Annotated in this window: 31 protein-coding genes, 1 pseudogene and 1 riboswitch; of the genes and pseudogenes, 29 read left to right on the forward strand and 3 right to left on the reverse strand. The window is 30.8% G+C overall.

All coding sequences use genetic code 11. The features are described from left to right. The first annotated feature begins 101 nt into the window (after positions 1-101). From V6C74_RS06240 to gcvPB, 16 genes and pseudogenes are all read left to right on the forward strand, one after another. On the forward strand, positions 102-653 hold the full coding sequence (locus V6C74_RS06240) for a 5-formyltetrahydrofolate cyclo-ligase (protein WP_029625710.1): 552 nt from the start codon (positions 102-104) through the stop codon (positions 651-653). Then, the gene (locus V6C74_RS06245; protein ID WP_016898190.1) at positions 654-2,117 is read left to right on the forward strand and encodes a rhomboid family intramembrane serine protease; all 1,464 of its coding nucleotides are present in this window, start codon (positions 654-656) and stop codon (positions 2,115-2,117) included. Continuing rightward, the gene (locus tag V6C74_RS06250; RefSeq protein ID WP_103175540.1) at positions 2,098-2,301 is read left to right on the forward strand and encodes a YqgQ family protein; all 204 of its coding nucleotides are present in this window, start codon (positions 2,098-2,100) and stop codon (positions 2,299-2,301) included. Before V6C74_RS06245 ends, V6C74_RS06250 begins: the two co-directional genes overlap by 20 nt. Beyond that, entirely contained in the window at positions 2,298-3,284 is a 987-nt protein-coding gene (locus V6C74_RS06255) for an ROK family glucokinase (RefSeq protein WP_002453336.1), read from the forward strand. Before V6C74_RS06250 ends, V6C74_RS06255 begins: the two co-directional genes overlap by 4 nt. Next, a complete protein-coding gene (locus tag V6C74_RS06260; protein ID WP_002433945.1) occupies positions 3,284-3,610 on the forward strand; it encodes an MTH1187 family thiamine-binding protein in 327 nt (108 codons plus the stop codon). Before V6C74_RS06255 ends, V6C74_RS06260 begins: the two co-directional genes overlap by 1 nt. Beyond that, positions 3,610-4,233 carry an MBL fold metallo-hydrolase gene (locus tag V6C74_RS06265; RefSeq protein ID WP_002453335.1) on the forward strand — a complete coding sequence of 208 codons (624 nt, stop codon included), beginning with the start codon at positions 3,610-3,612 and terminating at the stop codon, positions 4,231-4,233. The genes V6C74_RS06260 and V6C74_RS06265 overlap by 1 nt, the downstream gene beginning before the upstream one ends. A 57-nt stretch (positions 4,234-4,290) precedes the next feature. Beyond that, complete coding sequence (comGA, locus tag V6C74_RS06270; protein WP_103175541.1) at positions 4,291-5,265, forward strand: competence type IV pilus ATPase ComGA; 975 nt, start codon at positions 4,291-4,293, stop codon at positions 5,263-5,265. Next, positions 5,237-6,306: pseudogene (gene comGB, locus V6C74_RS06275) on the forward strand (competence type IV pilus assembly protein ComGB). Before comGA ends, comGB begins: the two are co-directional and overlap by 29 nt. An 18-nt stretch (positions 6,307-6,324) precedes the next feature. Continuing rightward, positions 6,325-6,636, forward strand: coding sequence for a competence type IV pilus major pilin ComGC (gene comGC / locus V6C74_RS06280; protein ID WP_029625707.1), 312 nt, complete (start codon positions 6,325-6,327; stop codon positions 6,634-6,636). Next, positions 6,626-7,063, forward strand: a complete 438-nt coding sequence (comGD, locus tag V6C74_RS06285) for a competence type IV pilus minor pilin ComGD (protein WP_016898188.1) — start codon at positions 6,626-6,628, stop codon at positions 7,061-7,063. Before comGC ends, comGD begins: the two co-directional genes overlap by 11 nt. Next, positions 7,050-7,349: a hypothetical protein gene (locus V6C74_RS06290; protein WP_002453332.1), complete on the forward strand. Its 300-nt coding sequence runs from the start codon at positions 7,050-7,052 to the stop codon at positions 7,347-7,349. The genes comGD and V6C74_RS06290 overlap by 14 nt, the downstream gene beginning before the upstream one ends. Continuing rightward, positions 7,267-7,671 (forward strand): ComGF family competence protein, encoded by a 405-nt coding sequence (locus tag V6C74_RS06295; RefSeq protein ID WP_229716900.1) that lies wholly within the window; start codon positions 7,267-7,269, stop codon positions 7,669-7,671. Before V6C74_RS06290 ends, V6C74_RS06295 begins: the two co-directional genes overlap by 83 nt. A 256-nt stretch (positions 7,672-7,927) precedes the next feature. Beyond that, positions 7,928-8,437, forward strand: a complete 510-nt coding sequence (locus tag V6C74_RS06300; RefSeq protein ID WP_029625706.1) for a shikimate kinase — start codon at positions 7,928-7,930, stop codon at positions 8,435-8,437. Further along, a riboswitch (glycine riboswitch) is annotated at positions 8,434-8,571 on the forward strand. Its footprint overlaps the gene before it by 4 nt. A gap of 74 nt (positions 8,572-8,645) precedes the next feature. Further along, entirely contained in the window at positions 8,646-9,737 is a 1,092-nt protein-coding gene (gene gcvT, locus V6C74_RS06305; protein ID WP_016898186.1) for a glycine cleavage system aminomethyltransferase GcvT, read from the forward strand. Between the two features lie 18 nt (positions 9,738-9,755). Then, on the forward strand, positions 9,756-11,102 hold the full coding sequence (gene gcvPA, locus V6C74_RS06310; RefSeq protein WP_016898185.1) for an aminomethyl-transferring glycine dehydrogenase subunit GcvPA: 1,347 nt from the start codon (positions 9,756-9,758) through the stop codon (positions 11,100-11,102). After that, positions 11,095-12,579: an aminomethyl-transferring glycine dehydrogenase subunit GcvPB gene (gene gcvPB / locus V6C74_RS06315; RefSeq protein ID WP_002453327.1), complete on the forward strand. Its 1,485-nt coding sequence runs from the start codon at positions 11,095-11,097 to the stop codon at positions 12,577-12,579. The genes gcvPA and gcvPB overlap by 8 nt, the downstream gene beginning before the upstream one ends. A 229-nt stretch (positions 12,580-12,808) precedes the next feature. On the opposite strand, the gene V6C74_RS06320 is transcribed toward gcvPB, so the two are convergent. Continuing rightward, positions 12,809-13,195: a rhodanese-like domain-containing protein gene (locus V6C74_RS06320; protein ID WP_002433796.1), complete on the reverse strand. Its 387-nt coding sequence runs from the start codon at positions 13,193-13,195 to the stop codon at positions 12,809-12,811. 160 nt (positions 13,196-13,355) lie between these two features. Here V6C74_RS06320 and V6C74_RS06325 point away from each other — a divergent pair, with 160 nt between their 5' ends. Next, positions 13,356-14,186, forward strand: coding sequence for a biotin/lipoate A/B protein ligase family protein (locus V6C74_RS06325; protein ID WP_002433604.1), 831 nt, complete (start codon positions 13,356-13,358; stop codon positions 14,184-14,186). A gap of 55 nt (positions 14,187-14,241) precedes the next feature. Here V6C74_RS06325 and V6C74_RS06330 read toward each other — a convergent pair whose 3' ends face one another. Both V6C74_RS06330 and V6C74_RS06335 read right to left on the reverse strand, forming a co-directional pair. After that, positions 14,242-14,460, reverse strand: a complete 219-nt coding sequence (locus tag V6C74_RS06330) for an SA1362 family protein (protein WP_002433847.1) — start codon at positions 14,458-14,460, stop codon at positions 14,242-14,244. 13 nt (positions 14,461-14,473) lie between these two features. Further along, on the reverse strand, positions 14,474-15,055 hold the full coding sequence (locus V6C74_RS06335) for a hypothetical protein (protein ID WP_016898183.1): 582 nt from the start codon (positions 15,053-15,055) through the stop codon (positions 14,474-14,476). 103 nt (positions 15,056-15,158) lie between these two features. Here V6C74_RS06335 and V6C74_RS06340 point away from each other — a divergent pair, with 103 nt between their 5' ends. From V6C74_RS06340 to lpdA, 12 genes are all read left to right on the forward strand, one after another. Further along, positions 15,159-16,220, forward strand: coding sequence for a Xaa-Pro peptidase family protein (locus V6C74_RS06340; protein ID WP_002453325.1), 1,062 nt, complete (start codon positions 15,159-15,161; stop codon positions 16,218-16,220). 26 nt (positions 16,221-16,246) lie between these two features. Next, on the forward strand, positions 16,247-16,804 hold the full coding sequence (efp, locus tag V6C74_RS06345) for an elongation factor P (protein ID WP_002433618.1): 558 nt from the start codon (positions 16,247-16,249) through the stop codon (positions 16,802-16,804). A 467-nt stretch (positions 16,805-17,271) separates the two neighbouring features. Continuing rightward, positions 17,272-17,745, forward strand: a complete 474-nt coding sequence (gene accB, locus V6C74_RS06350; protein WP_002433598.1) for an acetyl-CoA carboxylase biotin carboxyl carrier protein — start codon at positions 17,272-17,274, stop codon at positions 17,743-17,745. After that, positions 17,745-19,100, forward strand: coding sequence for an acetyl-CoA carboxylase biotin carboxylase subunit (gene accC / locus V6C74_RS06355; protein WP_002433804.1), 1,356 nt, complete (start codon positions 17,745-17,747; stop codon positions 19,098-19,100). The genes accB and accC overlap by 1 nt, the downstream gene beginning before the upstream one ends. An 11-nt stretch (positions 19,101-19,111) precedes the next feature. Beyond that, on the forward strand, positions 19,112-19,474 hold the full coding sequence (locus tag V6C74_RS06360) for an Asp23/Gls24 family envelope stress response protein (protein ID WP_002453324.1): 363 nt from the start codon (positions 19,112-19,114) through the stop codon (positions 19,472-19,474). Between the two features lie 237 nt (positions 19,475-19,711). After that, a complete protein-coding gene (nusB, locus tag V6C74_RS06365) occupies positions 19,712-20,101 on the forward strand; it encodes a transcription antitermination factor NusB (RefSeq protein ID WP_002433628.1) in 390 nt (129 codons plus the stop codon). A gap of 14 nt (positions 20,102-20,115) precedes the next feature. Next, positions 20,116-21,453 carry an exodeoxyribonuclease VII large subunit gene (xseA, locus tag V6C74_RS06370; RefSeq protein ID WP_016898182.1) on the forward strand — a complete coding sequence of 446 codons (1,338 nt, stop codon included), beginning with the start codon at positions 20,116-20,118 and terminating at the stop codon, positions 21,451-21,453. After that, positions 21,446-21,676, forward strand: a complete 231-nt coding sequence (locus V6C74_RS06375) for an exodeoxyribonuclease VII small subunit (RefSeq protein ID WP_002453322.1) — start codon at positions 21,446-21,448, stop codon at positions 21,674-21,676. The genes xseA and V6C74_RS06375 overlap by 8 nt, the downstream gene beginning before the upstream one ends. Next, a complete protein-coding gene (locus V6C74_RS06380; RefSeq protein WP_029625705.1) occupies positions 21,654-22,535 on the forward strand; it encodes a polyprenyl synthetase family protein in 882 nt (293 codons plus the stop codon). Before V6C74_RS06375 ends, V6C74_RS06380 begins: the two co-directional genes overlap by 23 nt. Positions 22,536-22,889: 354 nt before the next feature. Continuing rightward, positions 22,890-23,342, forward strand: a complete 453-nt coding sequence (gene argR, locus V6C74_RS06385) for a transcriptional regulator ArgR (RefSeq protein WP_002453320.1) — start codon at positions 22,890-22,892, stop codon at positions 23,340-23,342. A 15-nt stretch (positions 23,343-23,357) separates the two neighbouring features. Continuing rightward, on the forward strand, positions 23,358-25,034 hold the full coding sequence (recN, locus tag V6C74_RS06390) for a DNA repair protein RecN (RefSeq protein WP_002453319.1): 1,677 nt from the start codon (positions 23,358-23,360) through the stop codon (positions 25,032-25,034). 278 nt (positions 25,035-25,312) lie between these two features. Further along, the gene (gene lpdA, locus V6C74_RS06395) at positions 25,313-26,734 is read left to right on the forward strand and encodes a dihydrolipoyl dehydrogenase (protein ID WP_016898181.1); all 1,422 of its coding nucleotides are present in this window, start codon (positions 25,313-25,315) and stop codon (positions 26,732-26,734) included. The last annotated feature ends 13 nt before the right edge of the window (positions 26,735-26,747 follow it).

Genomic DNA, 26,747 nt, shown 5'->3' on the forward strand with positions numbered 1-26,747 from the left:
ATTATGAGGTTTCTTTTTTTATAGCTGAGAATACATCTCAACTTAATGACATCATAATTGATTAACGTTATAATATGAGGTGAACAAAGTGGGTGAAAATGTTGAGTAAAAAACATATAAGACGAGCAACAATTGAAAAACTTAAAGGTTTTAATAAAGATAAAAAAAGTATCGCAGATCAATGGTTAGCTAATGAATTATTTAATACACAAGCTTATCAAGATGCTAAATCGATAGGTTTTGTGTTATCAATGCCACATGAGGTCGACACTTATCACTTAATAGAGTCCTCTATAATGAATGATAAGAAAGTCTACGTACCTGAGACAGATTATAAAAATAAGCGTATGTCATTCAAACGCTTATTATCTCTTAATGATATTGAAAAAGATGAAAAAGGAATCTATCATGCTGTTTCAAATACTGAACTTACTAATGACATGGATTTATTAGTAGTCCCAGGTGTTGCCTTTGAAGAGAATGGCTATCGTATCGGTTACGGTGGCGGTTACTACGATAAATTTTTAACTCAATTTAAAACTCGAACTGTTAGCTTGCTATATGATTTTCAACTTACTACATTTGATAAAGAATCATTCGATCAACCCGTTGATCAACTAATTATATATAACAATAATGTAGTGGAGGAATAAATGATTATCGATAAACTTTATTGGAAAACCTTATACTACTGGATTAGATATTTAAATTATGATTTGTTAAGCCGTGAAAAGGAAAATAATGAAATTTGGCTAGTACATAAAAGAAAAAAATCTGTAGTGGTTTTTAGAAGAGATGTTACTACCTCACAAGAAATCAGATTTGATAAGTCTAAAGTTAAAGAGAATTTTAACCAATTAGAACAAACTATAGGTTTTAAACCAAAGTCATTCAATTTTTATTATTTCACTGATAAAGACTTTCTAGAAGAAAAGAATAATGAGAGTCATCCTATAAAAATTCAATTTCACATTATTAGAAATGTTAAAGATATAAAAGCAATTACCCCACATTTTGTACTTTACAAAATGCTTGTAAACAACGAGGATAAAAAGACTTATTCTCACTATAAAAGAAAAGTTTTAACCAATAATCCTCTTGATAGACACATGCAAAGATTCACACCGGCTACATATGTCTTAATTATCACAAATGTAATCATATGGTTATGTATGATTTTATATCTTAATCGATTCTCAGATGTTAAATTACTAGAAGTAGGTGGGCTTGTACATTTTAATGTTGTTCATGGAGAATGGTATAGGCTTATTTCTTCGATGTTTTTACATTTTAATTTTGAACACATATTGATGAATATGCTTTCCTTATTCATTTTTGGGAAGATTGTTGAATCAATAGTGGGTTCTTGGAGAATGTTAGTTATATATTTTGTGTCAGGATTATTTGGTAATTTCGTATCCTTATCATTTAATACCTCCACAATTTCAGTAGGAGCGAGTGGGGCAATATTTGGATTAATAGGTTCAATTTTCGCAATAATGTACTTAAGTAAGACTTTTGATAGAAAAGTTATTGGCCAATTACTTATAGCCTTACTAATTTTAATATGTTTATCACTTTTCATGTCTAATATTAATATTATGGCTCACTTAGGTGGATTTATTGGTGGACTTTTAATTACACTTATAGGATATTACTTTAATGTAAATCGTAATTTGTTTTGGATATTATTAATTGTTTTACTATTGATATTTGTTATATTACAAATCAGAATATTTACTATTAAAGAAGACAATATTTATGACAAACTTATTAAAGATCAAATGCTAGGTGGTCACTACGGCGAAGCAAGAAACGTGGTTAACCAAACATTAAATAAAAATTATGCTGATGATGAAACCTATTATTTGAGCGGTTTAATTACAGCAACTGAAGAATCACAATCTGAGGCTATAGCAGAATGGGAAAGAGGAATAAAAAAATATCCTAATGCTGGTATACTCAATTATGAATTAGCCATCGCAAATCGCTCATTAAGTGATGACAAAAAAGCATTGAAATATGCTAAAAAAGCTGCAAAGAGCGATCCTAGTAATACAAATTATAAAAATTTACAAAAAGAGTTGAGTGAATCAAGTGACTCGAAAGATAAATAACTTTTATGATGTTTTACAGTTACTAAAAAAATATGGTTTCATCATTTACTTTAAAGATCCAGAAGATATGTATGAAGTGATGTTACAAGAGATAAAATCTTTATATAACTTTCAACTATTATCTAAAGATGAATATCTAAAATGTATTTTGATAATTAATCAGAGAAGGAATGAACATAAATGACAAATATTATTTTAGCGGCCGATATTGGCGGAACAACTTGTAAATTGGGAATTTTTGATACTTATCTAGAACAATTACATAAATGGTCAATTCATACAGATACTAGTGATCATACAGGTGAATTATTGCTGAAAAATATTTATGATTCTTTTGTAGAGAAAGTAAAAGAATTTAACTATGATTTTACTAATGTTCAAGGAGTAGGAATTGGGGTGCCCGGACCAGTTAATTTCGAAACTGGAGTAGTGAATGGTGCAGTAAACTTGCATTGGACAGGAAACGTTAATGTTAGAGAAATATTCCAAAAATTTGTAGATTGCCCAGTCTATGTTGATAATGATGCAAATGTTGCAGCGTTAGGCGAAAAGCATAAAGGTGCTGGCGAAGGTTCAGATGATGTTGTTGCTATTACATTAGGCACTGGACTAGGTGGCGGCATCATTTCAAATGGTGAAATAGTACATGGTCACAATGGATCAGGCGCTGAAATTGGCCACATGCGTGCAGATTTTGATCAACGTTTTAATTGTAATTGTGGTAAAGCTGGGTGTATAGAAACTGTTGCATCCGCAACTGGGGTAGTTAATTTAGTAAATTTCTACTATCCTAAACTTACTTTTAAATCTTCAATTCTACAATTAATAAAAGATAATAAAGTAACGGCTAAAGCTGTTTTTGATGCTGCTAAAGCTGGTGATCAATTCTGTATTTTTATCACAGAAAAAGTTGCAAATTATATTGGTTATTTATGTAGCATTATAAGTGTTACTAGTAATCCTAAATATATTGTACTAGGTGGTGGCATGTCTACAGCTGGACCAATTCTAATTGAAAATATTAAAACTGAATATCGCAATTTAACATTTACTCCAGCTCAATTTGAAACAGAAATTGTACAAGCACAACTTGGAAATGATGCTGGAATCACAGGTGCCGCAGGATTAATTAAAACATATGTACTAGATAAAGAGGGTGTTAAGTAATGGCAATTGTAGATGTCGTAGTTATTCCAGTAGGAACAGAAGGTCCTAGCGTAAGCAAATATATAGCAGAAATACAAACTAAACTTAATGAATTTAAAGAAGAAGGTAAAATTGATTACCAACTAACACCAATGAACACACTTATCGAAGGTGATCTAAAGGACCTATTCGAAGTCATTCAAGCAATACATGAATTACCTTTTAACAAAGGGTTAGACAGAGTATGTACAAATATTCGAATTGATGATCGTCGCGATAAATCAAGAAAGATGAATGATAAACTCAAATCTGTTCAAAAACATTTAAATAATAGTGGTGAACAATAATGAGAATTTCAAATTTAACTTTAGGTTTAGTGGATACAAACGCATATTTCATTGAAAATGAAGAAAGTGTTATATTAATAGATCCTTCAAGTGAAAGTGATAAAATCATTAAAAAATTAAATCAAATTAATAAGCCATTTAAAGCGATTCTATTAACTCATGCTCACTACGATCACATAGGTGCTTTAGATGACATTATTTCTAAATATGACGTTCCTGTTTATATGCATCAAGAGGAATTTGATTTTTTACAAGATCCAGTAAAAAATGGTGCATCTAAATTTAAACAATATGGTATGCCTCAAGTTATAAGCTATGCTAAACCTTCAAAATTAGAAGAAGGATCAAAAGAGATTGAGGGCCTCAAATTTGACGTATTACACACTCCAGGACATTCTCCAGGTAGTTTAACTTACGTTTTTGATGAATTTGCTGTAGTGGGTGACACTTTATTTAATAATGGCATTGGTAGAACTGATCTTTATAGAGGGGACTACGAAACATTAGTTGATTCTATTAAAGATAAGATATTTGAACTTGAAGGCGATTTACCGTTATTCCCTGGTCACGGTCCATATACTACTGTTGATGATGAACAATTAAACCCTTTTTTAAATGGTTAATTAAATAAAGTAATTATTTCACCTCCTACGTTGATATATGTAGGAGGTGATTTTTTTATGAAAATGTTATTCCAAGAGATAGTTAATTATGCTATAAAGCACACTGCAAGTGATATACATTTTATTCCTACTGAGCACCATACTTTAATTAAACTAAGAATCAACGATCAACTTATTAATTACGATACACTGGCACATGCTATTTACAAAAAGTTACTTGTTTATATGAAGTTCAAATCAGGCTTAGATGTTTCGACCCAACAGCTAGCCCAAAGCGGAAGATATACTTATAAATTGCAAAATATGTATTACTTAAGAATCTCTACGCTACCTTTATCTTTAGGTAATGAAAGTTGCGTTATAAGAATCGTACCTCAATATTTCCAACAAAGACGTGACTCATATGAATTTAAAGATTTTAAGCACTTAATGAATAAAAAACAAGGATTATTACTTTTTAGTGGTCCAACTGGCTCTGGGAAAAGCACTTTAATGTATCAAATGGTAATGCATGCCTATCAAAATTTAAATTTAAATGTTATTTCAATTGAAGATCCTGTTGAGCAATTATTAGATGGGATAACTCAAATTTCAGTTAATGAAAAGGCCGGGATAAATTATACTAACTCTTTTAAAGCCATACTTAGATGTGACCCTGATGTCATTTTGATTGGAGAAATTCGTGATGCTTATATTGCTAAATGTGTTATACAAGCAAGTCTAAGTGGTCATTTAGTGCTTACAACTTTACATGCTAATGATTGTAAAGGGGCTTTACTTCGTCTACTAGAAATGGGTGTTACAGTGCAAGAATTATGTCAATCTATAAATTTAATATCTAATCAAAGACTTATCACCACACAAACTAATACGCATGAATTAGTTTGTGAAGTAATGAACCAAAATCAAGTAGAATACTTTTTTGAACACAATCATGAACTACCAAATAGCTTCACTAAGCTGGCTACACATCTAACTAATCTTTCTAAGGAAGGAGTAATTTGTGAAGAGGTTGTTAATAAGTATACTTAAACCTAACAGAAAAAAGAATCTTACCGAAGCTCAATCCATTGAACTACTTCAACGACTAAAACATTTATTTGAACATGGATTCACATTGTATGAAAGCTTTCAATTTCTAAATTTACACTTTATTTATAGAGATAAAAACATTAGTAAAATAATAATAGAATCTATTCAAGCAGGTGGAACATGTTATGAAGTATTGAAGATGATTGGTTACCCCGAAATTATACTTACTCAAGTAAAATTTGCAGAACAGTATGGAAATTTAGAAGTTGCAATGGCAGACGCCATTGAATATATGAGAAGAAACTTGAAGGCTAAAAAGGCATTCCTAAAAACTATTCAATATCCAATAGTGCTGATAAGTATATTTCTAATCATGCTAATCGTGTTAAATATGACTGTTATACCTCAATTTCAACAATTATACGCGACTATGAATGTTCAACTATCTACTTTACAAAATATACTTACCGTTTTCATTACAAAGTTGTCTGCTTTTGTATTATTGCTTACTTTTTGTTCAATTGTGATATATATATAATTATTTATAAACTCCTAAACAAAATTCCCATAAATAAAAAAATAAAATATATAGTTAAAATCCCCTTTGTCAATTCTTACTATAAAATATTCAGAACTTATCAAATATCTAATGAACTTTCTCTTTTTTATAAAAACGGTATAAGCCTTCAACATATTGTTCATATATATAGAAATGAGCAAAACAATGAATTTTTTAAATATTTAGGTGACTACTTATTAAAAAGTATTGATAAAGCGATGTCACTACCGTCTATATTAAATAGCTTAAAATGCTTTCAACCTGATCTAATCAAATTTATTGAGCAAGGGGAAAAAAGCGGAAAACTAGATATTGAATTAAAGTTATATAGCCAAATGTTACTACATCATTTTGAAGATAAAGTTCTCAAGCAAACTAAATTTATTCAACCAGTCATTTTCTTTATATTAGGTCTATTTATAGTTTCTTTATATCTTGTAATCATGTTACCTATGTTTGAACTAATGCAAACCATCAAATAGGGAGGACTCTTAATGAAAATATTAAAAAAACTAAAAAAATCTAAAGCTTTCACTTTAATTGAAATGTTACTTGTTTTATTAATAATTAGTTTATTACTTATTTTAATTATACCTAATATTGCCAAACAAACAGCACATATCCAATCTACTGGTTGTGATGCTCAAGTAAAAATGGTAAATAGTCAAATTGAAGCATATACATTAAAGCATAATCGTAACCCTAATAATATTGAAGAATTAATTGCTGAAGGTTTTATAAAAGAAGGACAGAAAAATTGTAAATCCGGACAAACTATTAGTATTTCAAATGGTGAGGCTGTTGCGAACTAAACAATATAGTGCATTCACTCTAATTGAAATGATGTTGGTCTTATTTACCATTAGCGTTTTATTAATGACAACTTTATGGTCAAGAAGTTTTATGAACGTACAAATGATTAATGAAGAACATGAAATTAAACAATTCATTACTAGACTTAATTACTTTAAATCTAAAGCAATTGCATCTCAAAGATCGATAGCCTTAGTTTTTACAAATAATTCTAATGTTATCCAAGTTGTAGAAGAAAAAGGGAGTAAATATAAAATTAAAGTCCCTCACGGTAAAATCACTAATATTGCTAGAATTAATACGTTGAATTTCAATAGAGATGGAAATATTAACCGTTTTGGTTCTCTAACAATTGCAATGAATAAAGCTACTTATAAAATTATTTTACATATTGAAAAAGGACGTATTAGATATGTCAAAATTTAAACTAAGAGCTTCATTATTACTCGATAGTTTATTAGGTTTACTAATCATCGGATTAATCACACTTATTTTGATACCAACACTCTCCACAATGAATAATAACTATAATAATTATTTAAAAACCATAGAAATTAAAAAGTCTATTATTACCAGCTTGAATAAATTTAGTAAGGAACAACTTAAACAAGGAGTTGTAATAGATCAATATGAAATACAACTATATCAAAAGAAAATATGTGGAAAAGATAGAGACTTTAACATTAAAACATGTGTTTCATTTGAAAATTAAAGCCTTTACTTTCGTTGAAATACTCTTCGCATTATCAGTAACCTTATTATGTCTTTCTTTAACACCTAATATTATTAATCTCACTTCTTACTACCTACATTTAGCTAAAAATAATGATGATTTAGACTTTGAATTTTTTTGTAGAGATATTCTTAAAGATATACAAACTTCCAAGTATTCGCCAAGTAAAGATAATGATTCAACAATCAAAATTAGAAAAAAGGATGAGGAAATTAGATATATCTATAATAATAAAAAAATATATAAAAATATCAATCAGAGAGGTAACATCACTCTATTAAACAATGTAGTTTTTTTTTAAATAATAAAGACGAACAATAATATTTTAAAAATAAAAATAAAGCAAGGAGATACGAACTATTATAAAGAGAAGAACCTCTATTTATAGCCAAAAAGCGTTCATTAGTTTATATTTAGTAGTAATTTTTTCATTTTATTTATCAATTATATCTTTTTATATTACTCAATATGGTTTAAAATTAAAGACATTACATAACTTAGATATTTACTATGATGATGTTATTGTTAAAACATTAAAAAAGAGGTAGATTAGATTGATTAAAAGTAAAGCACCTATTATATTTGTTGGCTTCATGGGTACTGGTAAAACGACGATTGGACGATATCTTTCTGATTTACAAAATTTAAGTTATGTAGACTTAGATGAATATATCGAGAGAAATGAAAACAAATCAATTCCCGATATATTTCAGGAACATGGAGAACAAAAATTCCGTGATTTAGAATTTAAGTATTTAAAAGAGTGTTTGAATACATTCGAAATTATATCTACTGGTGGAGGAATAATCGAAAATAAAGATTCTTTGAAACTACTTAAAAATGAAAAGAATGTTATATGGCTTGATTGTGATATCAATGTTATTTATCGACGTATAGTTAGTGATCCTCATAGACCCAATGCTAAAGATAAATCTCTAGAACAATTAAATACCTTGTATTGTTCAAGGGTTTCAAGATATAATGAAACCGCATTCATGAAGGTGAATAGCGCACTCACTGTTTCTGAAATATATGAAAAGATTTTACAAAATTTATTTTGCGATTGATCAGTATTAGAGAGAATAAAGCTAAAACATATCTACATAATAATTAATTTAAGAATATTGTAAATATTTAGCTTTATCGCCGAAGGTGCAAGTTATTTAACGAAACTCTCAGGCAAAAGGATAATACTGTAACGCGTTCCTGGATGAATTATTTTAACAGGGTAGCTCTATGCTATCCTGTTTTTTATTAAAAATAGGGGGTTTTCTAATGACAACTGAACTTAAAAAGACACCTTTATATCAAAACTACGTTGATAATGGTGCGAAAATAGTTGAATTCGGTGGATGGGCTATGCCTGTTCAATTCACTAGTATTAAAGAAGAACATAACGCTGTGAGATATGAAATTGGTCTTTTTGATGTAAGCCACATGGGAGAGATAGAAATTACTGGTAATGAAGCATTTAACTTTGTTCAGTATATTTTATCAAATGATGCTAACAATCTTACAGATACTAAAGCAATGTATACAGCTTTATGTAATGAAGAAGGTGGTATTATAGATGACTTAGTTACATACAAGTTAGCAGAAAACCACTTTTTATTAATAGTAAATGCGGCAAATACTGATAAAGATTTTAATTGGATTTCTAAGCAAAGTAGCAATTTTGATGTTAATGTGAATAATTCTTCAAATATATATGGTCAACTTGCTATTCAAGGACCAAAAGCTAGACATCTTGTGAATGAACATACTGATGTGGATGTTAGTGACATGAGTATGTTTGAATTTAAACAAGATGTGAAGTTTTTTGATAAAAATATAATTCTTTCACAATCAGGATATACAGGGGAAGATGGTTTCGAAATTTATTGCAAATCTGAAGACACAGCAGACATTTGGAATCAATTATTAGAATATGACGTTGTTCCTTGTGGTTTAGGTGCTCGTGATACTTTACGCCTTGAGGCAGGTTTACCTCTACATGGTCAAGATTTAACAGAATCTATTACTCCTTATGAAGGAGGTATTGCTTTTGCTGCTAAACCTCTTATTGAAGAAGAATTTATTGGCAAATCTGTTCTTAAAGATCAAAAAGAAAATGGTTCCACTAAAAGAACTGTTGGATTAGAGATAATAGGTAAAGGTATTGCTAGAACAGGTTACGAAGTATTTGATTTAGAAGGTAACCACATTGGAGAGGTAACATCCGGAACTCAATCTCCCTCTTCAGGTAAATCTATCGCACTAGCTATTATAAATAGAGATGCATTCGAAATGGGTAAAGAAGTGCTTATACAAGTTCGTAAGCGCCAAGTTAAAGCAAAAATTGTTAAGAAAAATCAAATTACTAAATAATACGGAGGGGTGTAAATAGTGAGTCATCGTTATATACCTTTAACAGATCAAGATAAACAAGAAATGCTAGATACTATTGGAGCAAAATCAATTTCAGAATTATTTGGTGATGTCCCAGCCGATATTTTATTAGATCGAAATTTAAATATTGCTAAGGGAGAGGCAGAAACTAGTTTAGTAAGAAGACTTAATCTTCTTGCCAATAGAAATATCACAAAAGAAACTCACGCTTCATTTTTAGGTGCTGGTGTATATGATCATTATGCTCCTGCAGTTGTAGATGCCATGATTTCTAGATCAGAATTTTATACTGCGTACACACCTTATCAACCTGAGATTTCTCAAGGTGAGTTACAAGCAATTTTTGAATTTCAAACTTTAATCTGTGAACTAACTGATATGGATGTTGCAAATTCATCTATGTATGATGGTATGACTAGTTTTGCTGAAGCTTGTATTTTAGCTTTCAGTCAGACTAAAAAGAATAAAATTGTTGTTTCAAAAGGTTTACACTATCAAGCTTTACAAGTTTTACATACTTACGCTAAAACATGTAAAGAGTTTGAAGTAGTTGAAATCGATTTAAATGGAACAATAACTGATTTACAAAAATTAGAACAAGCAATTGATGATGATACTGCCGCAGTTGCAGTACAATATCCAAATTTTTATGGTTCAATTGAAGATCTTGAAAAAATAAATAGTTTAATTGCAGATAAAAAAGCATTATTTATAGTATATGCTAACCCTCTAGCTTTAGGTCTTTTAACACCACCAGGTACTTTTGGAGCGGATATAGTTGTTGGAGATACTCAACCGTTCGGTATATCTACACAATTTGGTGGACCTCATTGCGGGTATTTTGCTACAACTAAAAAGTTAATGCGTAAAGTACCTGGACGTTTAGTAGGTCAAACTCAGGATGATGAAGGCAATCGTGGATTTGTACTAACTTTACAAGCTAGAGAGCAGCATATTAGAAGAGATAAAGCGACTTCAAATATATGTTCTAACCAAGCACTTAATGCACTTGCATCTTCAATTGCTATGTCAGCTCTTGGTAAACAAGGTATGTATGATATTGCTGTTCAAAATTTAAAACATGCTAATTATGCTAAACAACTATTTAAACATAAAGGCTTTGAGGTATTAGATGGTAATTCATTTAATGAATTTGTAGTTAAATTTGATGAACCTATTAAAGAAGTAAATTTAAAATTAGCTGACCAAGGTATTATTGGTGGTTTTGATTTAAGTGAAGTTTCTGATGACTTCAACAATCATATGCTAGTTGCCGTAACTGAATTAAGAACTAAAGAAGAAATTGATAATTTTGTTCAGAAAGCTGGTGAATTAAATGGTTAGTAAATCAAGTCCATTAATCTTTGAAAGATCCAAAAAAGGTAGATATGCGTATTCTTTACCTCAAAGTGATATTGAGGACATTACAATTTCCTCTGTATTAGATGACAAATATATTCGTAAAGATAAAGCCGAGTTTCCTGAGGTAGCTGAACTAGATTTAGTTCGACATTACACAGAACTCTCCAATAAAAATTTTGGTGTAGACACTGGTTTTTATCCATTGGGATCATGCACGATGAAATATAATCCTAAAGTTAATGAAAAAGTTGCTAGAATACCTGGATTTAGTGAATCTCATCCATTGCAAGAGGAAGAACACATTCAAGGTTCACTTGAAATTATTTATAGTTTGCAAGAAGAGCTAAAAGAAATTACAGGTATGGATGAAGTAACACTTCAACCAGCAGCAGGCGCGCACGGTGAATGGACAGCTCTCATGATTTTCAAAGCTTATCATGAGAATAATGGACAAGGACATAGAGATGAGGTTATTGTACCTGATTCTGCTCATGGTACAAACCCTGCTTCAGCCTCATTTGCCGGATTTAAATCAGTCACTGTTAAATCTAATGAGCGCGGAGAAGTAGATATTGATGATTTAAGAAGAGTTGTAAATGAGAATACAGCTGCTATCATGCTAACTAATCCAAATACATTAGGTATATTTGAGAAGAATATTATGGAAATTAGAGAAATCGTTCATGAAGCTGGTGGTCTACTTTATTACGATGGGGCAAATTTAAACGCAATAATGGATAAAGTTAGACCTGGAGACATGGGCTTTGATGCAGTTCATCTAAACTTACACAAAACGTTTACTGGACCTCATGGTGGCGGTGGCCCTGGTTCAGGACCAGTAGGTGTGGTAAAAGAGTTATCTAGCTACTTACCTAAGCCGATGGTCATTAAAGATGGCGAGTTCTATAAGTATGATAATAACATTGAAAACTCAATTGGAAGAGTTAAACCATTCTATGGTAACTTTGGTATTTATTTAAGAGCCTATACGTATATTAGAACTATGGGTGCTGAAGGACTTAAAGAAGTTTCAGAGGCTGCTGTGCTGAATGCTAATTATATTAAAGCACGTCTAAAAGACCATTTTGAAATCCCATATGACCAATATTGTAAACATGAGTTTGTTTTGAGCGGAACGAAACAAAAACAATTTGGCGTCCGTACATTAGATATGGCAAAAAGACTTTTAGATTTTGGAGTTCATCCTCCAACTATTTATTTCCCACTTAATGTTGAAGAGGGAATGATGATCGAACCTACAGAAACTGAATCTAAAGAAACATTAGATCATTTTGTAGATTCACTAATACAAATTTCTAATGAAGCGCAAGATAATCCTGATGTAGTGCTTGAAGCACCGCACACAACCATTATAGATAGATTAGACGAAACAACTGCAGCACGTAAGCCAATTCTTAAATTCGAAGATTTAAAACAAGAAAAAACAATTGAACATTAATATTGAAAATTAATTATACTTAAAATAGTAAAGCTCAATGATGTTTAAGCTATAATACATCATTGAGCTTTTTTCCCTTATTAAGCTAAATAACTTATTTTTCAAAAGATTATCTTTAAAGCCTAAATATTATTTTTTACTGCAATAATAAATACCCTTAAAAAGTTATAATTCAAATTACAACATTTCAAGGGTGAAAATTACTAGGCGAAACGATATGGTCGTAAAATTATTTCTTAGATTTAATTTTACCTGTCCATTTTTTATATCCGCCTTTAAGCATGTATAAATCTTTATAGCCATTTTTTCTTAATATACGAGCAGCACGATAACTCGCTATTCCATTAGCATCACACAAATAAATTGGTTGGTCTTTTCTTAAACCTTGGTAACGTTGTTTAAAAGTTGTGATTGGAATGTTACGCGCACCATTAATATGACCATAATCATAATCCACTTTTTCTCGAACATCTATAACTTGAGCTTTTCTCAAGCCTTTGTGGAATTCATTTTGGTCTAATTCTTTAACAGCTCGTTTATTAAGAATTTGTTGGATGACCATATACGCAATGATAATCACGATGATTCCAATTGCAATGTACAAAGAGATACCCATCTTGCATCCTCCCTAATTAATCGATATTATAATTATAAGACTGTTAGGACAATTTATCAAAATATTTTTTCGGGTTAGTTTATGTTTAAATCATATAAACTAGATATATACAAATATACTTAATAGTTAAGTCTTTAAACATTTTGTTAGGGGTTTTTTTATGACTGAAACTTGGAACTTTATTAATACAGGAAGTCAAGATCCATACTATAATATGGCTATGGATGAAGCATTACTTAATTTTGTTTCTAGAGGAGAGATTGATCCTGTTATAAGATTTTATACTTGGAATCCTGCGACACTTTCCATTGGATATTTTCAAAGATTACAAAAAGAAATAGATATTGAAAAGGTTAATGAAAAAGGATTCGGTTTAGTTCGACGTCAAACAGGGGGGAGAGGCGTCTTACATGATAAAGAATTAACTTATAGCGTGATAGTTCCTGAGTCCCATCCAAATATGCCTTCAACAATTACAGAAGCCTATAGAGTGATTTCTCAAGGTTTATTAGAAGGGTTTAAAAATTTAGGGTTTGAGACATACTTTGCCGTTCCTCGTTCAAAGGAAGAGCGAGAAAAGTTAAAACAACCTAGAAGTTCAGTATGTTTTGATGCTCCGAGTTGGTATGAATTAGTCGTTGAAGGTAGAAAAATAGCAGGAAGTGCTCAAACAAGACAAAAAGGCGTCATTTTACAACATGGTTCAATTTTACAAGATATTGATATTGATGAACTATTTGATATGTTTATTTTCAAAAATGATAGACTTAAAGCTAAAATGAAGGAAGCTTTCGTTGAAAAAGCAGTGGCAATTAATGACATTTCTGACACTCATATTACTTTAAGTGAAATGGAAAAAGCCTTTGAAGAAGGGTTCAAGACTGGATTAAATATTGAGTTCAAACCTTTAGAATTATCAGAACAACAGCTTGCTGAGGTAAAAGAACTTGAAGAAAAATATCGTTCTGACGATTGGATGTTTCGTAAATAATATAAAAATAGCATTGAAGTCAAGTTTAATTCGCATACTTCAATGCTATTTTTGTTTAATGCTTTCTATTTTTTCGTTTGTACTTTCGAGCAGCTCTCTTATACTTCCTTTGATCTTCAGTTAAGAAAAAGAAATAATAAATGAGATAAATGATTAAAGCTACTACTGCAAAACTTATTAAAGTCTTAATTATTGAAAAAAGAAATTCATCTAAATTCATTATTAATCCAAAAGCAGCAATAGCCAATATAATATAAAAGATGATATAACGCATCTAAAAACTCCTATTAACTTCTAATATTTGAACTTACGGTAGTAAGTTTTTGTTGACCTTTTTTAATTTGTTTAGAGTCTTTTGATTGATAGCCGTTTCTAATTTTATTCATCGCACCTGATAAATCTTTATCAAATTTGCTAATCTCTTTTCTTTTCTGTTTATCTTCTTCAGAATTAGAATCATTGTCAACCGAACTTTTATAAGTTGAAAAAGCTTCATTAATTTTATTCGTAATTTTATCTAACTTATCTTGAATATCTTTTTTACCTTTGTTCTTTGTAACATCTGCCTCTATATTTTTATAATCTCCTATAGCCTCAGCTACTTTATCATAATAATTGGACGATGCTTTTAAATTTTTGATTTTCAATTTGTTAGAGGATGTCTTTTTACTATTTTCTTTATCTTGTTTTAATCCAGCAATTTTTGATTTTTGGTTACTTATATCTTGATTAAGTTGCTGTATATCTAACTTAAGTTGGTGATTATCATCTCGTAATTTAGTAGTCTTATCCTCTAATGGAGCCAAGTTTTGACTTCCACAACCTGCTAACAAACAAGATGCTCCTAGCACTAATATAAATTTTTTCATTGTATTCTCCCTAAACCAAAAACTATTATAATCGTTATTAATTATGCTATCATTTTAATGTATAAAATAAAAATGTACAAACGTTATCATAGGAGTGATGCAAATGAATAAATTAAAACAAGTTCATGAAATCTTGGAACATAAACGTTTGGATGCACTTATTGTTCTATCTGATTTTAATCGAAGATATCTTTCAGGATTCACGGGAACAAGTGGCGCTTTGATAATAACCCCTGATAAAAATTATCTTGTAACTGATTTTAGATATATTGAACAAGCTACTAATCAAGCAACTGAATTTGAAATTATTAATCGTCAAAGTGGGTTAATTTCAGAAATAAAACAAATATTAGAAAGTAAAAAGTTAACGAATGTTGGTTTTGAAGGACATTTAATTAGTTATGATACATATGTTGAACTCAATAAAGGTATAATTACTTTGATTAGTATTAGGGATGCTATTGATAAGATAAGAGAAGTTAAAAATAAAGAAGAAATTCAACTTATAAAAAAAGCAGCAGAAATTGTAGATAAAACATATGAATATATTTTATCAATAGCAAAAGTGGGTATGAGTGAAAGAGAAATCAAAGCGCGCCTAGAAAGCAAAATGTTAGAATTAGGTGCCGATGGTCCATCTTTTGATACAATTGTAGCATCAGGTTATAGAGGCGCATTACCTCACGGGGTAGCTAGTGACAAACGCATCGAAAAAGGTGATATGATTACTTTAGATTTTGGAGCGTACTATCGTGGTTATTGTTCCGATATAACGCGTACTTTCGCTATAGGTGAACCTGATCCAAAGATGAAAGAAATATATGAAATCGTGCTACAATCTCAAATTAAGGCAATCGAAGAAATAAAACCTGGTATGACTGTTCAACAAGCTGACGCTTTATCAAGAGATTATATCGAGTCTCATGGTTATGGAAAGGAATTTGGTCATTCTCTTGGACATGGTATAGGTTTAGATATTCATGAAGGACCATTGCTATCTAAGAATAGCGAAGGTGAATTGAAAGTTAATAATTGTGTAACAATTGAACCAGGTATATATGTCGATGGACTTGGTGGCATTAGAATAGAAGACGATATATTAATCACAGAAAATGGCTGTGATGTCTTTACTAAATGCACAAAAGACCTTATTATTTTAGAGTAAGCGCGTATAATTGAGGAGGAGACTGAATGATTTCAGTAAATGATTTTAAAACAGGCTTAACAATTTCTGTAGATAATGGAATTTGGAAAGTTATTGATTTCCAACACGTAAAACCAGGAAAAGGTTCTGCATTTGTTCGTTCTAAATTAAGAAACTTAAGAACAGGTGCTATCCAAGAAAAAACATTCCGAGCAGGAGAGAAAGTTGAACAGGCGATGATTGAAAACCGTCGCATGCAATATTTATATGCTGATGGAGATAATCATATTTTCATGGATAATGAAACTTTCGATCAAATCGAATTACCTGGTGATTATTTAAAAGATGAATTAAACTATTTAAAAGCAAATATGGAAGTTCAAGTTCAATCATATGAAGGAGAAATTATTGGAGTTGAATTACCTAAAACAGTTGAATTAGAAGTAACTGAAACTGAACCAGGTATTAAAGGTGATACAGCAACAGGCGCAACAAAATCTGCTACTGTAGAAACTGGATATACTTTAAACGTGCCTTTATTCGTTAATGAAGGAGATATTTTAGTAATTAATACTGGCGACGGAAGTTACATTTCTAGAGGCTAGACAAATTATACTTATTAACTATCCCCCCTTAAAGTGTACATTGAAATTGGTGTGCATTCTTAAGGGGGGTAATATTTTTTGGACTTTTACTTCAATAAAAGTAACATAAAATCAAAATTTATCCACCACTGAACATTTTAATTCATGTAGTAGTTTAATTTAACTTAGAATTATTAATCTGAACCACTATTTACCCAACCTCAGAATCATTTTGATAAGCAATCAAACGTCTTCGCATCATTATGCTACAAAACTTACTGGGAAATATAATGGCATCTATATTTGAGTATATTTCTTGATTTAATTAATAATCATTACTAAACCCGTTTGTTGCAATTTTTGTTTTTTAAATTATTAGTTACTAAGCCTGTTATCTATGTTTCATCATATGAACATGCTTGAATTGAGTGAATGACTCAAGTAAAATAGACGGGTAGATGAAAACAAACCTAAGGAGTCAGTACGAAATGAACTTTAAAGAAATAAAAGAATTAATTGAAATTCTTGATCAATCTAATTTAACTGAAATTAACATTGAGGATAACAAAGGTAGCGTTGTTAATCTAAAAAAAGAGAAAGAAACTGAAATCATTACACCTCAAGTAGCTCAACAACCTGCACAACAGATTTCTCAACCACAAGCAGCGCCACAACCTCAATCAACTACTCAATCAGGGGAAGAAACTCAAGAATCTGCTAGTGATAATTATGAAACGATTAATGCGCCAATGGTTGGTACATTTTATAAATCACCTTCGCCAGAGGAAGATGCTTATGTTCAAGTAGGGGATAAAGTTTCAAACGACACAACTGTATGTATTCTTGAAGCAATGAAATTATTTAATGAGATTCAAGCTGAAACATCAGGTGAGATCGTGGAAATCTTAGTAGAAGACGGACAAATGGTAGAGTATGGCCAGCCGTTATTTAAGGTGAAATAATGAATAAGATATTAATCGCAAACCGTGGGGAGATAGCTGTTAGAATAATCAGAGCTGCTCACGATTTAGGTATCCAAACAGTAGCTATTTATTCTGAAGGGGACAAAGATGCATTACATACTCAAATTGCTGATGAAGCATATTGCGTCGGTCCAACTTTATCTAAGGACTCTTATTTGAACATACCTAATATATTATCTATTGCGACTTCTACTGGATGTGACGGAGTACATCCTGGTTATGGATTTTTAGCTGAAAATGGCGACTTTGCAGAATTATGTGAAGCATGTCAACTTAAATTCATTGGTCCAAGTTATGAATCTATTCAAAAAATGGGAATTAAAGACGTAGCTAAAGCAGAAATGATTAAAGCTAATGTACCTGTCGTACCTGGTAGTGAAGGACTTATCCAAAGTATCGATGATGCTAAGAAAGTAGCTAAAAAAATTGGTTATCCTGTAATAATTAAAGCTACTGCAGGTGGTGGCGGAAAAGGTATTCGTGTTGCACGTGACGAGAAAGAGCTTGAAACAGGAATTCGTATGACTCAACAAGAAGCAGAAACTGCCTTTGGTAACGGTGGTTTATACCTAGAGAAGTTTATCGAGAACTTTAGACATATTGAGATTCAAATTGTCGGAGATAGTTATGGTAATGTCATACATTTAGGTGAGCGTGATTGTACGATTCAACGTAGAATGCAAAAATTAGTTGAGGAAGCACCTTCTCCCATTTTAAGTGAGGAAAAACGTCAAGAAATGGGAAATGCGGCTGTTAGAGCAGCTAAAGCAGTTAACTATGAGAACGCTGGTACGATAGAATTCATTTACGATCTTGATGATGATAATTTCTATTTCATGGAAATGAACACTCGTATTCAAGTAGAACATCCTGTTACTGAAATGGTCACTGGTGTGGATTTAGTTAAATTACAGCTTAAAGTAGCTATGGGTGAAGCTTTACCATTCAAACAAGAGGATATTTCAATTAATGGCCATGCTATAGAATTCCGTATAAATGCTGAGAATCCATATAAAGACTTTATGCCTTCACCAGGTAAGATTACTCAATATTTAGCACCAGGCGGTTTTGGAGTGAGAATAGAATCAGCATGTTATACTAACTATACAATCCCTCCATATTATGATTCTATGGTAGCTAAACTTATTGTACATGAACCTACTAGGGATGAAGCCATTATGACTGGTATTCGTTCACTAAGTGAGTATCTTGTATTAGGAATAGATACTACTATTCCGTTCCACCTTAGACTACTAAATAATGAAATCTTTAGAAGTGGTGAATTTAATACAAAATTCTTAGAAAAATACAATATCATGGATGACGATCAATAGGAGGTTATCGGATGGTCAATGTAGCAGATTATTCTCAATCGAATTTAGGTAAAATTGAAATTGCGCCAGAAGTTTTATCTGTTATTGCTAGTATTGCCACGTCAGAAATCGATGGAATCACAGGCCATTTTGCTGAATTAAGCAAGACGAATTTAGAGAAAATTAGTCGAAAAAACCTCTATAGAGATGTGAAAATTGAGGCTAAAGATGATGGTATATACATTGATATTTATTGTGCTTTAAAGCACGGAGTAAATATTTCTAAAACAGCCAATAATATTCAATCTGCAATTTTTAATTCAATAACAACTATGACAGCAATTGAACCAAAACAAATTAACATTCATATTACACAAATTGTAGTGGAAAAATAAATAGTACAAAGTAGAGGTATTATAGAGGTAGCATTTATTAAAATTCTAATTCAAAATAAAGCGTCTCTTATAAATGTAGTACACTCTATGATATTCCTACTGGTTAGACTGATTTGAATTGAAAAAAATTAAAAAATTTTTAATTCAGTCATTTTCACCAATATGCTAATTATGGCTGAGACAATGTTTTATGTTTCAGCCTCATTAATTATATAAATACGTTTGAAGGAGTAAAATATGAGTCGTAAAGAATCAAGAATTCAAGCTTTTCAAACTTTATTTCAATTAGAAATGAAAGAATCTGATTTAAGTATCACTGAAGCAATCAACTTTATAAAAGATGATTATCCAGATTTAGACTTTGATTTTATTAACTGGTTAGTTACAGGAGTAAAAGATCATGAAGCTGTATTAGATGAGAAGTTTAAACCATATTTAAAAGATTGGTCAATTGAACGTTTACTAAAATCTGACCGTATTATCTTAAGAATGGCTACATTTGAAATGTTACACAGTGACACTCCTGAAAAAGTTATCATCAATGAAGCTGTTGAACTTACTAAACAATTTAGTGATGATGGTCATTATAAATTTATTAATGGTGTTTTAAGTAATATAAATAATTAAAATGAGTGATATGTATGACTGAATATTTAAGTGTTACTACTTTAACTAAATACATTAAATATAAATTTGATCAAGATCCTCATTTGCAATCTGTTTTAATAAAGGGAGAATTATCAAACTTTAAGAAACATTCAAGCGGACACTTATACTTTAACGTTAAAGATAAAGAGAGTGTGATTAGCGCTATGATGTTTAAAGGTAATGCTTCTAAATTAGGCTTTGAACCTAAAGAAGGTGATGAAGTTCTACTCGAAGCTCGTGTCTCCGTTTATGAAAGAAGGGGCAACTATCAAATTTATGTAAATAAGATGCAACTTGACGGAATTGGAAATTTATATCAAAAGTTAGAAGAACTTAAGAAGAAACTTACAAAAGAAGGTTATTTCGATAGCAGCGTTAAGAAACCTATACCCAAATTCCCCAAAAGAATTGCGGTCCTAACAGCTAGTACTGGTGCTGCAATTAGAGATATTCATTCAACAATTAACAGTCGATATCCTTTAGTTGAACAGATACACATCAGTACATTGGTACAAGGTACGCAAGCAAAACAAGATATTATAGAGAAAATTGAACATGCTGACACACTTGATGTAGACACCATTATAGTTGGGCGTGGTGGTGGTTCTATTGAAGATTTATGGAACTTTAATGAGGAAGAAGTAGTTAAAGCAATATATAGTTGTAATACACCAATTATTTCAGCTGTGGGACACGAAACTGACTTTACTTTAAGTGATTTTGTAGCTGATGTTAGAGCAGCTACTCCTACACAAGCTGCTGTAATCGCAACACCCGACCAATATGAATTAATGCAACAAATTAAACAATATCAATTTTCATTAACTAGGTTTATTAAACAATATGTCGAACAACAGAAGAAACAATTAAGTCATCTAAATTCTTATTATAAATTTAAGCAACCTTCACTGTTGTATGATCAACAAATTCAAAAGCGTGATGACCTTGAAAAACAACTTAAGCAATTGATGTCGACATATCTTGAAAAGCATACTCAAAACCTCAAGCTATTGAAACAACATTTCAATTTAAAAACACTCAATAACAACATTTCTCAAGATAAAATGCATGTGTCCCAATATCGTGAACGTATGACTCAAGCAATAACAAATGAATTATCAAAATTACAAACAGATTTAAAAAATAAAATTGAAAATCTAAATAATTTGAGTCCTACTAATACAATGTTACGTGGCTATGCAATTGTAAATAAGGATGATAAAGTAGTTACAAGTACACATGATATTACTGAGAATGATACAATCACTTTAACAATGAAAGATGGCAACGTTGATGCTACTGTAAAGAAAGTAAGGTGTAATGATGAGTAAAGAAAAGCAAAGCTTTGAAGAAATGATGCAAGAACTAGAAAATATAGTTCAAAAATTAGATAATGAAACAATTTCATTAGAGGAATCACTAGACTTATATCAAAGAGGAATGAAATTATCAACTGCTTGTGATACAACTTTAAAAGATGCAGAGAAGAAAGTAAACAAATTAATGCAAGAAGAAGCTGAGGAACAAGAAAATGAAGAAGCTAACAATGAGTAATTTAATCGAAGAAGTTAATACTAATCTTAAGCAGGCAATTCCCGAATCTCATCTAAATACCGATTTAGAAGAGAGCATGATGTACTCACTTCAGGCCGGCGGAAAAAGAATTCGACCTGTATTATTATTACTTACATTAAATATGCTAAATGAAGATTATCATAAAGGACTTCAAAGTGCTTTAGCTTTAGAAATGATTCATACATACTCACTCATTCATGACGATTTACCTGCAATGGATGATGACGATTACCGTCGCGGTAAACTAACTAATCACAAAGTCTATGGTGAATGGAAAGCAATATTAGCTGGAGATGCACTTTTAACAAAGGCATTTGAATTAGTCTCAAATGACGATTTAATTGAAGATAATGTTAAAGTAAAAGTTTTACAACGATTATCTAAAGCAAGCGGACATATCGGTATGGTTGGCGGACAAACATTAGATATGCAAAGCGAAAATCAAACAGTTGATTTAAAAACTTTAGAGTCTATTCATAAAGCGAAGACAGGTGCTCTTCTTACTTTTGCAGTAATGGCTGCTGTAGATATTGCACAAGTAGATCAGAAGACGTCTCACAATCTAAATGAATTCAGCGAACATTTAGGACTTATGTTTCAGATTAAAGACGATTTATTAGATGTTTATGGCGATGAGAAAAAAATAGGTAAAGCGGTAGGTAGTGATGAATCGAATAATAAAAGTACTTATGTTTCCTTATTTGGTAAAGAGGGTGCTGAAGACAAACTGGAATATCATAAGAATCAAGCTTTGAAATGTCTGAATAATATATCTTCACAATATCAAACTTCAGAATTAATAAAAATTGTTGATTTATTTTACAATAGAGATCATTAAATTTAATAAAGATATTTAGATTTTAATTTATAGCCTATAAATGGATGAGTTCTAGTTCATTTATAGGCTAAATTTTAGATTTGTTTTAGCTATTACATTTTCATTTTGAAATCTTAGATACAAATCCTTATTATTTGATATTTATTTTGTTTTCCATATACAAAAAATATTCATTCGCTAATTTTTATTCAATTAATTAATTTATCATGTTAAAGTTTGGATTTTTATAATAAATGCCTTTATCATGCCAAAGATAAAAAATAATAATGTTAAAGTTAAATAGTGTTTAGTAGTAGTTACGAGTCGCTTGTGTTAAAATCATTGTATAAATATTCGTAACTAGAGGTGTTTATTGTGCCAAAAAAATCAGTTAGACATATAAAAATTAGAGAAATTATTTCGAACGAACAAATAGAGACACAAGATGAATTGGTAAAACGATTAAATGAATATGATTTAAACGTGACACAAGCAACAGTTTCAAGAGATATAAAAGAATTACAATTAATTAAAGTTCCCGCACCTTCAGGTCAATATGTTTATAGTTTACCGAATGATAGAAAATATCATCCTTTAGAAAAATTAGGACGATATTTAATGGATTCTTTTGTAAATATAGAGGGAACTGAAAACTTACTTGTACTTAAAACACTTCCAGGTAACGCACAATCAATTGGAGCGATACTTGATCAAATTGATTGGGATGAAGTACTTGGTACCATTTGTGGCGATGATACATGTCTACTTATTTGTAGAAATGAAGAAGCAAGTGAAGAGATAAAAACTAGAATTTTTAATTTATTATAAGGATGCGATGAATTTATGTTACAAACCTTATCAATAAAACAGTTTGCTATCATTGATAAACTTGAAATACAATTTTCAGATGGATTAACAGTCCTAAGTGGCGAAACAGGCTCAGGTAAATCTATCATCATTGATGCAATTGGACAGCTAATAGGAATGCGCGCTTCTTCTGATTATGTGCGTCATGGCGAGAAAAAAGCTATCATTGAAGGTATATTCGATATAGATGAAAGCAAAGATGCAATATCTATTCTAGAAGATTTATCCATTGATATTGATGAAGACTTTTTATTAGTTAAGAGAGAAATCTTTAGTTCTGGTAAAAGCATTTGTCGTATCAATAATCAAATTGTCACACTTCAAGATTTAAGAAAAGTGATGCAAGAATTATTAGATATTCATGGCCAACATGAAACTCAATCATTACTCAAGCAAAAATATCATCTTCAATTACTCGATGATTATGCAGAAAATCAATATTCAGATTTGCTACAACAATATAAAAATGTTTTCAATCAATATAAAGATAAAAGAAAAGAATTAGAAGATTTGGAATCAGCCGATCAAGCATTGCTACAGCGTCTTGATTTAATGAAATTTCAATTCGAAGAACTTACAGAAGCTTCTTTAAAAGAAGATGAAGTAGAACAACTAGAAGTTGATATTAAACGTATTCAGAATTCTGAAAAATTGAGCCTAGCATTGAATAATGCGCATCAAGTACTAACAGATGAGAATGCTATTCCGGATCGATTATACGAATTAAGTAATCATCTTCAATCTATCAATGATATTGTTCCTGAAAAATACGAAAAATTGAAAGAAGATATTGACCAATTCTACTATGTTCTTGAAGACGCAAAACATGATATATATGATGAAATGGCAAACACCGAATTTGATGAACAAGTATTAAATGAACTTGAATCAAGGATGAATCTTTTAAATAACCTAAAACGCAAATATGGAAAAGATGTTCCTGAACTCATTGCTTATCAAAGTAAGTTAGAGAATGAGATTAATAAAATTGAAAACTATGAACAAAGTTCATCACAATTAAGAGAAGAAATTAACCAACTCTATCAAGAAGTAATTGATATAGGTAAAGCATTATCAAAAGAACGGCGACGCGTCGCTAGGGAATTACGTGACCATATTGTTTCTGAAATTCAAAATTTACAAATGAAAGATGCAAATTTAGAAATATCTTTCAAACCTCTTGATGAACCTAACTACGAAGGAATCGAATTTGTAGAATTTTTAATTAGCCCTAATAAAGGAGAGCCTTTAAAAAGCTTGAATAAAATTGCTTCAGGAGGAGAATTATCTCGAATAATGCTTGCATTGAAAAGCATATTTGTTAAATCACGTGGCCAAACAGCAATTCTATTTGATGAAGTGGATTCAGGTGTTTCTGGACAAGCAGCACAGAAAATGGCTGAAAAAATGAGAGACATAGCTCAATTCATACAAGTCATATGTATTTCTCATTTACCTCAAGTTGCTTCAATGAGTGATCATCATCTTCTAATAAGTAAAGCCTCACAAGATGACAGGACAACTACTCAAGTTAAAGAGTTATTAGATGACGATAGAATTAACGAGGTAGCGCGAATGATTTCCGGAGCTAGTGTTACTGATTTAACAAGAGAAAACGCTAAAGAAATGATTGCTCAAAATCATAGAGATTAATCTTTATCCATTTTAGTAGTAGCACATTTAAAATTTTTCTATAAAAGAGTATAATGAATCGATTCTTAAAAATTTGTCATTAATTTTCAAATTTAATAACTATCCGAATTGATGTAAAATAGGAAAGTATTAATTTATAAGAACATCTTGAATTACATCACCTTTAGTTCAATATGTAATTCAATATTAAAATAAGTAATTTTATTAGAGGACTAAGATGTCTTGATTATATATATGTCAGACATATTTAGTCTTCTAAATATTAAAGGAGTAAGACCATGTCAGAAAAACAATATGATTTAGTCGTCCTTGGCGGAGGAACTGCTGGTTATGTAGCTGCTATCAGAGCTTCGCAATTAGGTAAGAAAGTAGCAATAGTTGAAAAATCTTTATTAGGTGGCACATGTTTACATAAAGGGTGTATACCTACTAAATCTTTATTAAAATCTGCTGAAATACATCATACTATTAAAAATGCTAGTACTTTTGGTATCGATGTAAGTAATTTTAAAGTTAATTTTGAAAATATTTTAAAACGTAAAAATGATATTGTGAACCAAATGCATACAGGTGTAAACCAGTTAATGCAACACCATCACATAGATATATATAATGGCACTGGTAGAATATTAGGAACATCTATATTTTCACCTCAAAGTGGTACGATTTCAGTGGAATACGAAGATGGCGAGTCTGATTTAATACCAAATCAATTTGTATTAATTGCTACTGGCTCTACACCGAAATCATTACCATTTATTGAATTTGATCATGAACGTATTTTATCAAGTGACGATATCCTTTCAATTGAGTCTTTACCAGAACATTTGGCGATTATAGGTGGTGGTGTCATCGGATTAGAATTTGCTTCACTAATGAATGACCTAGGAACTTCAGTTACTGTTATCGAAGCAAATGACCGTATTTTACCAACTGAAAGTACTCAAATCGCTTCATCATTAAAAAAAGAATTATCTCATAGAGGCGTAACTTTTTACGAGAATATCCAATTAGATGAAAATAGTATTAAAAAAGATGATGATAGTGTTACAATTTATTTTGAAAATAATGCAATTAAAGTAGATAAAGTTTTAATATCTGTTGGTAGAACACCTAATACACAAGATATTGGTCTTAATAATACCAAAATCAAAACAAATAAAGCAGGACATATTATCACTAATGAATATCAACAAACTGAAGATAAGCATATTTATGCTGCAGGAGATTGCATAGGTAAACTTCAGCTTGCTCATGTAGGTTCAAAAGAAGGTTTAGTTGCAGTTGAACACATGTTTGATGGGCGTCCTATACCCGTTAATTATGACCTGGTACCAAAATGTGTTTACACATATCCAGAAATCGCTTCAATTGGTAAAAATATTGAAGAAGCCAAAGCTCAAAACATTAAAGCGCGTGTTTATAAAGTATCTTTTAAAGCAATTGGGAAAGCGATGATTGATGATATTGGTGAGCAAAATGGTTTTTGCGAAGTGATTATTAATAAAGAAAATGATGAAATCATTGGTCTTAACATGATTGGACCTCATGTGACTGAACTGATTAATGAAGTTTCATTATTGCAATTTATGAATGGCTCATCTTTAGAACTTGGATTAACTACCCATGCTCATCCATCTTTATCTGAAGTTTTGATGGAATTAGGATTAAAAGTTGAAGGTAGAGCGATTCACGTATAGTAGGAGGTAAAAT

The sequence above is a fragment of the Staphylococcus capitis subsp. capitis genome, from assembly GCF_040739495.1.
Lineage (GTDB): Bacteria > Bacillota > Bacilli > Staphylococcales > Staphylococcaceae > Staphylococcus > Staphylococcus capitis.

Coding starts and splice junctions, on each gene's coding strand:
- V6C74_RS06245 (WP_016898190.1), top strand. CDS start 654: ATGATTATCGATAAACTTTATTGGAAAACCTTATACTACTGGATTAGA.
- V6C74_RS06255 (WP_002453336.1), top strand. CDS start 2,298: ATGACAAATATTATTTTAGCGGCCGATATTGGCGGAACAACTTGTAAA.
- V6C74_RS06260 (WP_002433945.1), top strand. CDS start 3,284: ATGGCAATTGTAGATGTCGTAGTTATTCCAGTAGGAACAGAAGGTCCT.
- V6C74_RS06265 (WP_002453335.1), top strand. CDS start 3,610: ATGAGAATTTCAAATTTAACTTTAGGTTTAGTGGATACAAACGCATAT.
- comGA (WP_103175541.1), top strand. CDS start 4,291: ATGAAAATGTTATTCCAAGAGATAGTTAATTATGCTATAAAGCACACT.
- V6C74_RS06290 (WP_002453332.1), top strand. CDS start 7,050: ATGTCAAAATTTAAACTAAGAGCTTCATTATTACTCGATAGTTTATTA.
- V6C74_RS06295 (WP_229716900.1), top strand. CDS start 7,267: ATGAAATACAACTATATCAAAAGAAAATATGTGGAAAAGATAGAGACT.
- gcvT (WP_016898186.1), top strand. CDS start 8,646: ATGACAACTGAACTTAAAAAGACACCTTTATATCAAAACTACGTTGAT.
- gcvPB (WP_002453327.1), top strand. CDS start 11,095: ATGGTTAGTAAATCAAGTCCATTAATCTTTGAAAGATCCAAAAAAGGT.
- V6C74_RS06320 (WP_002433796.1), bottom strand. CDS start 13,195: ATGGGTATCTCTTTGTACATTGCAATTGGAATCATCGTGATTATCATT.
- V6C74_RS06325 (WP_002433604.1), top strand. CDS start 13,356: ATGACTGAAACTTGGAACTTTATTAATACAGGAAGTCAAGATCCATAC.
- V6C74_RS06330 (WP_002433847.1), bottom strand. CDS start 14,460: ATGCGTTATATCATCTTTTATATTATATTGGCTATTGCTGCTTTTGGA.
- V6C74_RS06335 (WP_016898183.1), bottom strand. CDS start 15,055: ATGAAAAAATTTATATTAGTGCTAGGAGCATCTTGTTTGTTAGCAGGT.
- V6C74_RS06340 (WP_002453325.1), top strand. CDS start 15,159: ATGAATAAATTAAAACAAGTTCATGAAATCTTGGAACATAAACGTTTG.
- efp (WP_002433618.1), top strand. CDS start 16,247: ATGATTTCAGTAAATGATTTTAAAACAGGCTTAACAATTTCTGTAGAT.
- accB (WP_002433598.1), top strand. CDS start 17,272: ATGAACTTTAAAGAAATAAAAGAATTAATTGAAATTCTTGATCAATCT.
- accC (WP_002433804.1), top strand. CDS start 17,745: ATGAATAAGATATTAATCGCAAACCGTGGGGAGATAGCTGTTAGAATA.
- V6C74_RS06360 (WP_002453324.1), top strand. CDS start 19,112: ATGGTCAATGTAGCAGATTATTCTCAATCGAATTTAGGTAAAATTGAA.
- nusB (WP_002433628.1), top strand. CDS start 19,712: ATGAGTCGTAAAGAATCAAGAATTCAAGCTTTTCAAACTTTATTTCAA.
- xseA (WP_016898182.1), top strand. CDS start 20,116: ATGACTGAATATTTAAGTGTTACTACTTTAACTAAATACATTAAATAT.
- V6C74_RS06375 (WP_002453322.1), top strand. CDS start 21,446: ATGAGTAAAGAAAAGCAAAGCTTTGAAGAAATGATGCAAGAACTAGAA.
- V6C74_RS06380 (WP_029625705.1), top strand. CDS start 21,654: ATGAAGAAGCTAACAATGAGTAATTTAATCGAAGAAGTTAATACTAAT.
- recN (WP_002453319.1), top strand. CDS start 23,358: ATGTTACAAACCTTATCAATAAAACAGTTTGCTATCATTGATAAACTT.
- lpdA (WP_016898181.1), top strand. CDS start 25,313: ATGTCAGAAAAACAATATGATTTAGTCGTCCTTGGCGGAGGAACTGCT.